The organism is Paraburkholderia sp. BL25I1N1 (assembly GCF_003002025.1).
Taxonomy (GTDB): domain Bacteria; phylum Pseudomonadota; class Gammaproteobacteria; order Burkholderiales; family Burkholderiaceae; genus Paraburkholderia.
On sequence record NZ_PVZB01000059.1, the window covers coordinates 1 to 9,741 of the forward strand.

Annotated in this window: 9 protein-coding genes; 4 read left to right on the plus strand and 5 right to left on the minus strand. The window is 59.5% G+C overall.

Features of this window, described 5'->3' with window-relative positions; translation table 11 throughout:
• Nucleotides 1-162 precede the first annotated feature (162 nt).
• From B0G73_RS39590 to B0G73_RS39605, 3 genes are all read right to left on the minus strand, one after another.
• Complete coding sequence (locus tag B0G73_RS39590) at nt 163-381, minus strand: MOSC domain-containing protein (RefSeq protein WP_219907345.1); 219 nt, start codon at nt 379-381, stop codon at nt 163-165.
• 164 nt (nt 382-545) lie between these two features.
• Nucleotides 546-1,433: an amidohydrolase gene (locus B0G73_RS39600; protein WP_106286456.1), complete on the minus strand. Its 888-nt coding sequence runs from the start codon at nt 1,431-1,433 to the stop codon at nt 546-548.
• The gene (locus B0G73_RS39605) at nt 1,430-2,734 is read right to left on the minus strand and encodes an MFS transporter (protein WP_106286457.1); all 1,305 of its coding nucleotides are present in this window, start codon (nt 2,732-2,734) and stop codon (nt 1,430-1,432) included. Before B0G73_RS39605 ends, B0G73_RS39600 begins: the two co-directional genes overlap by 4 nt.
• Nucleotides 2,735-2,883: 149 nt before the next feature.
• Here B0G73_RS39605 and B0G73_RS39610 point away from each other — a divergent pair, with 149 nt between their 5' ends.
• Both B0G73_RS39610 and B0G73_RS39615 read left to right on the plus strand, forming a co-directional pair.
• Nucleotides 2,884-3,621, plus strand: a complete 738-nt coding sequence (locus tag B0G73_RS39610; RefSeq protein ID WP_374957061.1) for a GntR family transcriptional regulator — start codon at nt 2,884-2,886, stop codon at nt 3,619-3,621.
• A 306-nt stretch (nt 3,622-3,927) separates the two neighbouring features.
• A complete protein-coding gene (locus B0G73_RS39615; RefSeq protein ID WP_106286459.1) occupies nt 3,928-5,235 on the plus strand; it encodes an MFS transporter in 1,308 nt (435 codons plus the stop codon).
• A gap of 642 nt (nt 5,236-5,877) precedes the next feature.
• Here B0G73_RS39615 and B0G73_RS39620 read toward each other — a convergent pair.
• Nucleotides 5,878-6,198 (minus strand): DUF4148 domain-containing protein, encoded by a 321-nt coding sequence (locus B0G73_RS39620; protein ID WP_106286463.1) that lies wholly within the window; start codon nt 6,196-6,198, stop codon nt 5,878-5,880.
• 337 nt (nt 6,199-6,535) lie between these two features.
• Here B0G73_RS39620 and B0G73_RS39625 point away from each other — a divergent pair, with 337 nt between their 5' ends.
• Together B0G73_RS39625 and B0G73_RS39630 are read left to right on the plus strand one after the other, a co-directional pair.
• On the plus strand, nt 6,536-7,771 hold the full coding sequence (locus tag B0G73_RS39625) for a HAMP domain-containing sensor histidine kinase (protein WP_181196779.1): 1,236 nt from the start codon (nt 6,536-6,538) through the stop codon (nt 7,769-7,771).
• Between the two features lie 23 nt (nt 7,772-7,794).
• Entirely contained in the window at nt 7,795-8,325 is a 531-nt protein-coding gene (locus B0G73_RS39630) for a response regulator (RefSeq protein WP_106286461.1), read from the plus strand.
• On the opposite strand, the gene B0G73_RS39635 is transcribed toward B0G73_RS39630, so the two are convergent.
• Nucleotides 8,267-9,019: a response regulator transcription factor gene (locus B0G73_RS39635; RefSeq protein WP_106286462.1), complete on the minus strand. Its 753-nt coding sequence runs from the start codon at nt 9,017-9,019 to the stop codon at nt 8,267-8,269. The genes B0G73_RS39630 and B0G73_RS39635 overlap by 59 nt on opposite strands.
• Nucleotides 9,020-9,741: the final 722 nt, after the last annotated feature.

Sequence of the window (9,741 nt, forward strand, 5' to 3'; positions counted from 1 at the left end):
CGATGAACTCGTACCGTGGGCCATCGCAGAGCAGCTCCGCACCCCAGGCTGAACATCACGATCTCCAGTCAAGACGTTGCTGGTGCCACGCTTACGTTGGCGGTGCGGCTTGCGACGATCTTCCGGGTTCGGCCAAACCGCGTCGGGCCCGACAAGGGGAACTTAAATGCCGAGATCGGCATGGCCGAAATGCTGCATGATCGCTTTCGGCAGATTGGCATCGCGTGTGGCGGTCTCGGGGTTGACGTTGATGGCGACACAGCGCCGCGTCGGTAGGGCCCCGCGAAAGCGTACCCCGCCAATCTCGACTTCCCGACCGAGCCAGTTGAGCTCCGCCCAGGCAGGCACGCCGTCGAGATAGACGTTGGCGCGTGTTGCCAACACCACCCTTGAAAACCGGCTAGACGAAAATCATGCCGCGCTTTTTCAGCATCGCTCGAATCTGTTCTTCGCTAGCGTCCGGACCCAGAATCTCGGGCGTCGGAAAGCCCACGAACTGCAGCAATCTGACGCCGTGCAACAAACCGGTGACTAGCAGGATGATCTCAGGAAGTGAGTTGAGAAGTCGGTGTCGTCGGGACAATATCCCTCACGGGGCCTTTGTCGAACCCGTAAAACGAGTGCGGGGTTGAGCACAGGATTGCCTCGACAATCGCGGGCGCAAGAGGTAAGTCCAGCAACGCGGTAAGCGTTTGGCTGTAGTTCGTCGCATGTTCAAACTGCGTGTGTGGCCAGTCGCTACCCCACATCAGACGTTCGGCGCCAAATGCGTCTATGAGCTGGTCCGTGGCATCGCGCATGAACCTCGAGTCCAGCACCGAGCACCGATAGGCGCCCGAAATCTTGACCCACACGCGGCCAGATGGACCAAACTCCAACAGGTCGCGAAACCCCGGGTCGCGTGTGCCGCTGTCCGGGTCAGGGCGGCCAAAATGGTCAACGACGACTGGCAAGCCCACATCCAGCAAAGTGTTGACGAGCGGCGCCAGGTCCGACGCCTCCCTGTGCAACTCAACATGCCAGCCTAGTTTCGATAACTGCCGCCAAAGCGTTAGATATGGCGCCGAGCCCAGCTTGGGGAGCGTCTTCCCGACAAGGTTCAGACGCACGCCCGTCACACCTTGGCAGTTCAGCCGCTGCAGGTCGTCTTCTGAAATTTCGGGCGACACGACTGCCACACCGCGCAGCCGGCTAATGTCGCTGGTCAGCGCCTTTAAAAGATGGCTGTTATCGGTGCCGAGAAAGCTGGGCTGGACAAGGACGGCATTGCCAATATCGTTCTCGTCCAGAAGCTTCAGGTAGGCGTCCAGCGGTGCGTCATAGTCGGGTGCGTAGCGCCGTCCGTCCGCCAGCGGCAGAGTCCGGGCAAACACGTGCGCGTGCGTGTCAACGCGCGGCAGCCGTGGCCGCGCGATGGATGGTGCCTCGGTCATCGCTGGCTCCGGGTATGGTCAAGCGCCAATTCAGCGCCGGCGACCAGTTGTGAAGCCTGCTCGACGCCGGACGGCCGCAAGCGCTTGCCGCGCGTTTCGGGAAGCAGCAACACGGCAACCATCGCCAGCCCGTACGCAATTGCGGCATCGATGCCAATCGCTGCTCCCAGCGACATCGAATGACTCATGTACCCGACCAGCACCGGGAAACCCGCCGAGGCGATGCGACCGAAGTTGTAGCAAAAGCCGACGCCTGTCCCGCGCATGTCCGAAGGATATAACTCGTTAAAGAGTGCGCCCAGACTGGCCGGTATACCGGCAGCAAAGAAGCCTAGCGGGAAGCCCAGAACAAGCATTTCCGTGTTGCTCAAGGGAAGCATCACGTAGGCGAGCACAGTGACGATGCAAGAAAATGCAAAAAATGCGATGTTGCGACGCCGTCCGATACGGTCGAGCAGGTAAGCGCTCGCCATACAGCCGCACCAGAAAGCCACGATAACAACCGCAAGATACCCACCAGTGTTAAGGACCGGCAAATGTCTTTCCTTGGAGAGGAAGGTCGGCAGCCAGGTCATGATGGCATAGTACCCGCCGTGTGCGCCTGTGCCCAGAATCGCCCCGATAACGGTGGTCTTGATGACGCGCGGCTGGAATACTTGCGCGATTTGCCCCCACACAGAAACCGCTGGTTCAGCGCGAGACGGCTCAACGCGCACAGGTTCGCGGAGATTGCGGCGGACGTAAAGGACGAGAAGCGCCGGCAGCAGGCCAACACCGAACATGACACGCCACGCCGTGTCTGACGGCAACCACGAAAAAGCTGCGGCATACAACAGCACTGCGCCGGCCCAGCCGACAGCCCAGGCGCTCTGCACCGCGCCCATGGCCTTGCCGCGGTGTTCCGTCCGGATGGTCTCAGCCATCAACACGGCGCCTGCAGCCCACTCTCCGCCGAACCCGAACCCTTGCAGGGCCTTCAGGACCAGTAGTTGAGGAAAACTCTGGGCGAAGGCGCAGAGGAACGTGAAGCTGGCAAACCAGAGAATCGTAATTTGCAGCGTCCGGACACGACCAATCCTGTCGGACAGGGCGCCTGCCAACCAGCCGCCCATCGCCGATGACACCAACGTCACGCCACTGATTGCGCCCGCCTGCGTGTGGTCGATGCCGTACGCTGCGATGATTGCGGGGATTGCCAGGGTGAACATCTGCACATCGAGAGCATCGAGGCCCCAACCCGCGAAACATCCCCAGAAGGTGCTGCGTTCGAGAGGTGTGCCTTGCTTGTACCAGGTGAACATCGCCGTCTCCACGGTAAATTCATATATTCATGTATATGACTGTATGTTTAGTTTAGGCACCTCGACGAAGAAGTCATTGGGGATTTACCCTTGTCCCTGCAGATGTTGTACAGTGACTATTCCTGTGAACAACTATATGAATCATGGATATGCAGTCGTTCTCGGCCAAGCCAGACGGTCGATTGCCGCGCTACCAGCAGCTGCGCGATGACCTGGTGCGCCGCATCGCGGAGGGCGAGTGGGCGCCAGAAAAGGCAATCGACACAGAGGCGGAACTCAGCCTGTTTTATAACGTGTCGACCGGCACACTTCGGAAAGCCATTGATTTGCTGGTAGCCGACGGAGTGCTCACCCGCACCCAGGGAAAGGGGACGTTTGTGCGGCGCCCGCGCTTTGATTCGTCGTTGTTCCGCTTCTTCCGGTTCAAGTCAGCTGACGGGAAGCCGGTCCGACCGACGGCGAAGGTGCTCAGCCGCGACGTCGTCAAGCCAAACGAGACGATTCGCTCAACCTTGCGGATGAAGGCGACGGAGAAGGCTGTTCATCTCTCACGGGTACGACTGATTGACGGACAACCCGTTTTGTCGGAAGAAATATGGCTACCTCGAAGCCGTTTCGAAGCGCTGGCGACGCTGCCCCTTGGTAGCTTCGAGGATTTGCTTTATCCGCTTTACGAGCGGCTTTGCCGCCAAATCGTCGCATCCGCAACCGAGATCCTGAACGTCGAACAGGCGACGGACGCTGATGCAGCGCTCTTGCATATCGACGTTGGCAGCCCGGTAATCCTTGTGCACCGTGTGGCATCCGATTTCGCCGGGACGCCTATTGAATGGCGCACCACGCGTGGTGCTGCTGCAGCGTTCCAGTATCAGGTCGATATTCGCTGACAACGCGACTCCCTCGCCGCGTTCGGTGCCGTGAAAGGGACCGACAACGCGAACTGACTCTCTGTCACCCGGCAAGTCGCACTTTCCCGCGACTTTCAGGCTCTACACCTCGTTTGCCGAATACATCGCTGCTCGCCAGGTGCGGCCGCAACTCGCTTGCGTGCGCTCGTCCGGGTTATACCTCATTGCAGCCCGACCTCAAACATACAAACATATATATGACTATATCAATCTGCCTGTTTTCGCCAGACTGACAGTTTTTCGAAACGCCAGTCGGGCGGCAGCGGGCATGGAACCGGAACGAACATGTCTACGTCCGTAACACGTGAGCAGCAGGTAATGAAGAAAATGGCATGGCGGCTGATGCCGCTGCTGATTGTCATGTTTCTCATCGCATTCATCGACCGGCAGAACGTCGGCTTCGCGAAACTGGAAATGGTTCAGGCACTCGGCATGACGGAAGCCGCGTATGGCCTTGGAGCGTCGCTGTTTTTCATTGGCTACCTCCTGTTTGAGGTGCCCAGCACACTGGCGCTTCATCGTTTCGGGGCCCGGACTTGGCTCGCTCGCATCATGATTACGTGGGGCATCGTTACAGTGCTAATGGCGTTCACACGGTCCCTGCCAGTTTTTTATTCGTTCCGGTTTGCACTTGGCGTTGCTGAAGCGGGGTTCTATCCAGGCGTCATTTACTACCTGACGCAGTGGTTTCCTCAAAGCTACCGGACACGTGTGCTTGGCCTTTTTACCCTCGGTAGTTCGCTGGCAAACATGCTTGGCGCGCTGGTCGGAGGGCTGCTCCTTTCCTTGGGCGGAACACTGGGACTGGCGGGTTGGCAATGGGTCTTCCTTGCCACCGGTCTTCCGGCAATACTGATTGCCTTCGTAGCACTTAGATATCTACCGAGCTCCGTCAAGGAAGCGAACTTCCTTTCTCAGGATGAGAAGGACATTGTGGTCGCAGCGCTTGTGCGCGAAGCGTCCCCGGAAGCAAAGGAGTCCCGGCCATGGGCGGCATTGCTTGACCCGAAGGTTCTCATGTTCGCAGCAACCTACATGCTGATGTCGACGTCGCTGTACGGTGTTACGTACTGGTTGCCTACGCTGGTCAAGAGCTGGGGCGTTTCGTCGAGCGTCAACGGCCTGCTCAACATGATTCCGTGGGCACTCGCGACACTTCTTCTCCTTTGGCTTCCCGGGAAGCTCAAACGTGAACAGGTGGTGTTAAAAGCAATGGTCGTGGTCGCAGGCATCGGCGTTGTATGTTTTGCCTCCAGCCTCGTATTGCCGACCGTCTCGTTGCGCTTCATCGCCCTGTGTGTGGGTGGCGCCTGTATTCCTCTGCTGTACCCTTGTTTCTGGTCGCTTCCCCCGCGCTTCTTTTCCGGCGCTCGAGCCGCGGCAAGTGTCGCCGCCATCAACTGCATCGGCAATCTCGGAGGGTTTTTCGCACAGAACCTGATGCCGTACGTTGGCAAAGTTAGTCATAGCCATGTGGCACCAATGCTTGTTCCGACTGCATGCCTGTTAGCTCTCACAATCGGGACCGCGATTGCGTGGACAGTCGGTGGGCATCGCAAGGCGGCGCTTGCGTCGTCAACGGTTCCGCTTTGACGAGAGCGCTGACACGCCTGAGCTCTTTGCACAGATGCAACGTGCACTTATTCGAGCCGCACTTTTCGACTGGTTGCAGGCTGAGTGCGGTTCAACATCGCGAACGGTTAAAGCCATCCGGGCTGGCTGGAGGCAGTTCCGTAGCGAGGCTCAAATCGAGCGCTCGTCGCCCTTTGTGTTCTTCCGATATATCATGGGTTGTACGCCTGTAACCCCATCGTTTGTACGAGGTGAACGACCGCTTACGAGCTAGCTGAATGTCTCTTCGGGGTCGGGAGTACGCACTGCCGACTGGCTGCTTCCGGTCCGCTGAATTCCAGTGGCCGCTTTGGACCGATGAGTTCAAATAGCCGACCGACACTGTCCGACCCTGCTGGGTCATTCAAGCCCGATAAATCTCGACGGCCGCTTCAGTGGCGCTTACGGAAGACGGAAGCTCGCCGGTTAGTTCCGGCCCGTTCGTGGACAATCGAGAATCCCAGCAGCAAGGCAATGGTCGCTGGGATCGCGGCGCAAGGGAGGCAACCGCTCCTAAGTTCCGGCGTGCGCCGAAGATTGACATTTCCGGCGCACAAGTCGTTCCGCGATTGATCAAGCAGCGGTTCCGGTGTGGCACACGACAGCGGGAAGAAGGGGACGGTACTACTCGCCTCCAAAATAGAGTTGCTTCATGTCTTCGGTAGAGGCGGGGCGAACGACCGCGCGGGACCCGGACGTCGATGAGCCGAAGGGCACGCCGCCATACGCCGTTGGGCTCTGGGTCGATATCCGTGCCTCCGCCGCCTGGATGCCGCTCGGATAACTCGCATCCTCCCCTTTGGCCGGATCATACCCGGCCTGTTCGAGCTGCTGTAGCTCCGCCCGCACCTGGGCACGTGTCGGTGTCGGATCGGTCTGAGAGAACGTGAAAAGAGGGAAGGAAAGCGCCGACGCTGCGGCAACCACAATAACGACTGATTTCATGACAACCTCCTCGTAAATGCCAGGAAGCAGGATTTCTCGACTCCCGTTTCCCGGCGCTGTCATATTGATTTTCGACGACAGCCGACGCCGCCGACACCCACGTAGGTAGGCGGGCGCCCGAAATCGAGCTGCGAAAGATGTAGGAATCCGGAAGCAGACAGGCACATTCGTACCGCTACATTTGTGTATTCGGACTCGAATGACGTCCTGCTATTCTGTTTGAATGTCACGCTGCCGTATCCGCGGACGGCGACATTCCTGATCGGGTATCGCCATGAGATCGTCGGGCCTCTGGGTGCGCAGGTTCAGATTGGCGGCTCAGGAACGTGCGTTCCGGATGGACTACGCGCGGCGCTTCTCCGGACAGCGAAGACTGGCCATCGCTATCTTCACCGCGTTATGGATCGTTTTTTCCATCCGTGATTTCGGGCGGCTCGACATACTCGATCCCACCTACCTGCACCACAACGAACTCATTTTCGTGAGAACCGCTGCGGCGATCGGCATGGGCGTGGCCGTCCTGTTGTGGACCCCGCGCGCACTCGACGAACGCTGGGCCGTCGGGCTGCTCTGCATGTGGACGCTCAGCGCCTGGCTGGCCACCCTCAGAATGCTGCAGATCGTCGACCTGCCGTGGCATGAACACTATTCGATCCTGACGCTTACCCTGTTCACGATATTCATGGCGTTCCGGCTTCGGGCCATCACGGCAGCGTGGCTGGTCGGGCTTTGCGTCGCGAGCTATCTGCTCATGCTCTACCTCCAACCTCCGGGCGAGAGGTTCGGCATGCACCTGTCGTCGGTGATTGCGCACGGCACGAGCGTGCCGCTGACGTATGCCATCGGGCTGGTTGTCAGTATTCCTTTGGAACGTTCGGCAAGACGCGAATTCATGTATCAGCGCAACTTGCGCGCGGCCAAGGCGCGCGTTGAAGCTGCGTCGCGTGCGGTCAACGAACAGAACAAGCGCATGCAGGAACTCGTCAAGGAGAAGGAGCGGTTCTTTTCGTCGGCGTATCACGACATCCAGCAGCCGCTCGCCGCGATCAACCTTTTCATCCGCAGTGCCCGGACGAGGATCAGGGACGAACACGCGGTGGAACGCGACCTCGACGTCATCCAGGAGACCGCGTCCGACATCCTCGACATGTTCAAGGACATCCAGGACTATAGCGAGTTGGGCTCGTATGTTCCCCGCCTGACGTCGGTCAATACGCTCAACCTGTTGACCGAGGTGCTCGAGCAATACCGGCAGACGGCCCAGTTGCGGGGAATCGATCTCAGACTCGCGCGGCGACGAATGGCCCCGCCGTCCATCGAGACCGACCGGTCACTCTTCAAGCGGGCCATATCCAATCTCGTATCGAACGCGATGAAGAGCACGTCGTCGGGTGGCGTCGTGCTTGGCTGGGTGCAGTTGGATGAACGGCTGCGCGTCGATGTATGGGACACCGGAATCGGCATTGCGCCCGCCCATCGGGAGGCGATTTTTGCCGAGTACTATCAGATCAACAATCCGGGGCGCGACCGTTCGAAAGGGCTGGGCCTGGGCTATCGATCGTGCAGCGTGTAGTTCGTATTCTGCCGGGACACACCATGAGTTTCGCATCGGTCGAAGGGCGCGGATCGCGCTTTTCGCTCTACGCACGCGTTGCGGCATCGCAGCCGGCTGCTGAGACGAATCCGTATGGCGACCTCTACAGTCCCGATCTCAACGGCACGTTCATGCTGCTGTGTGACGACGAACCAACCGTCCTCGAAGGCCTGAGACGCCTTTTCTCGAACGCGGGCTCGCTTGTGCAGGCCGCGGAGTCGATGGCCGGGTTTGAAGCCATTCTCGCCGATGATAGCCGCATTCCCGATCTTATCGTGACCGATATCCGGCTGCGCGATGGGGCCTCGGGCAAGGAGGTTGCCGATCGGATCAGGCGTCACTTCGCGTGGGCGGGCGTTATTCCGGTCGCATTCATCACGGGCGAGTTACTCTCCGCTCAAGTGCTTCGCGACTTTCCGGAGCCATTCGTGCTGCTGCGCAAGTCCTCGGCACCGGAAGATCTGGTGGCGAATATCAGCCGGTTCGTTGCGGCCCATCGGAAGGTGAGTCTCGATCTCGCGAAGGATCGGTGACCGATAGCGTCCCGAGTGTTATGCCCTTGTCGGCCAGCATCACGATGAGTTCAGTGCGGCGCCGCAGGTTGAAGTGCGCAAGCAGATGACTGATGTACTTGCGCACAGTGATGTCTTCGAGCCCCATCTTCGACGCGATGGCTTTGGAAGGGAGCCCGCGTACGAGCCATGCAAGTGTTTCGTGCTCACGCGGCGTGAGTCCAAGCAGCGGAGCGTTCCAAGGGTCGGCGCCGCCGTTCGTCGGCTGGGCTCGTGCTGATTCGCGTGGCGGTGCCTCGGCGATGTCGATCGCGCGCCTCAGCCCGGCGATGCTCGCCGCGGGCAGGAACACGCCGCCTGAAAGCACGGCAACGATCGCGGCATGGAGCGCTTCGGGCGACGACGATTTCGGCACGTAGCCCATCGCGCGGAGTTCGAGGCATCGACCGACCGTCTCCATGCTTTCATCAGCCGATACGACGACCACGGGCAAGGATGATCGTGCGTCTTTCAACCGGACCAGCGCGTCGCAACCGTGCCCGTCAGGGAGTTCGAGGTCGAGAAAAACGATGTCCGGCTGCTCGGTCATCGCGAGATCGACTCCATGCGACAACGTACTCGCATGCAGCAGTTCGACATCAGGGAAAAGCTCCTTGATGAGTAGTCCGAGACCGGCTCTGAAGAGTTCGTGATCATCGACGAGCAGTACGCGCATAGCATCGTCTCCCGGCAACACATGCACATTCGTACGGATGAAGCAAGCGGCGTTCGAATTACAGCAATCGGCCACGGTGGCAGTATTCGAACGATCTTACACGCGGTTTGCCGTTGAGACCGGCCTATGTCACGCGATGCGAAAAGCGAACGAGTGCATCGGAGTCTGACTTCTTCCTGCATGACTGGCTGAAAGTGCTGATGGCGGACAATTCCAGCCGATCGCCTGTATCGGCGCTTGTCTTTCAAGCGGCCGTTCTATTCCGGTAAGAGACATTAAGACGGCCAACTATCTAGCGGTGGGGAAGGGGCGGGAGTGTGAGTTCGCTGATGCAGGAAGCTGCCGACCGGCCGCTCGATGCCGCCACCGTCGGCAATCCGTCTCACTGCCGACGTAGATCCAAGTCCTCTCCAACGTCGGCATTGGCCGACAAGCAACGTTCACCATCTTGAATTAAATGGCCGCTTCCCGGATTCTTCCGACGACGCTCGGCGGGAGTCGGCCCCTTCCCGTCCCCAGTTAGTTTCTGGCCGCGAGGCGATCGAGGATTTCATGGCGGCTTATCTGGGCGAAGCGACTGAAGGCCGCCCCCGCCTGGTCTCGGCCGCAGGCCACAAATTCACGGATGTCGGCGTGGTCTCGCCGGTCATGATGAAAGCGATCTCGGTGATCAACCTGGCCTCCGTGCGGGCGCTTGAGGAGGCGACCGGGACTTCCGTGCA

Coding starts and splice junctions, on each gene's coding strand:
- B0G73_RS39625 (WP_181196779.1), top strand. CDS start 6,536: ATGGACTACGCGCGGCGCTTCTCCGGACAGCGAAGACTGGCCATCGCT.
- B0G73_RS39635 (WP_106286462.1), bottom strand. CDS start 9,019: ATGCGCGTACTGCTCGTCGATGATCACGAACTCTTCAGAGCCGGTCTC.
- B0G73_RS39600 (WP_106286456.1), bottom strand. CDS start 1,433: ATGACCGAGGCACCATCCATCGCGCGGCCACGGCTGCCGCGCGTTGAC.
- B0G73_RS39605 (WP_106286457.1), bottom strand. CDS start 2,734: ATGTTCACCTGGTACAAGCAAGGCACACCTCTCGAACGCAGCACCTTC.
- B0G73_RS39620 (WP_106286463.1), bottom strand. CDS start 6,198: ATGAAATCAGTCGTTATTGTGGTTGCCGCAGCGTCGGCGCTTTCCTTC.
- B0G73_RS39630 (WP_106286461.1), top strand. CDS start 7,795: ATGAGTTTCGCATCGGTCGAAGGGCGCGGATCGCGCTTTTCGCTCTAC.
- B0G73_RS39615 (WP_106286459.1), top strand. CDS start 3,928: ATGTCTACGTCCGTAACACGTGAGCAGCAGGTAATGAAGAAAATGGCA.
- B0G73_RS39610 (WP_374957061.1), top strand. CDS start 2,884: ATGCAGTCGTTCTCGGCCAAGCCAGACGGTCGATTGCCGCGCTACCAG.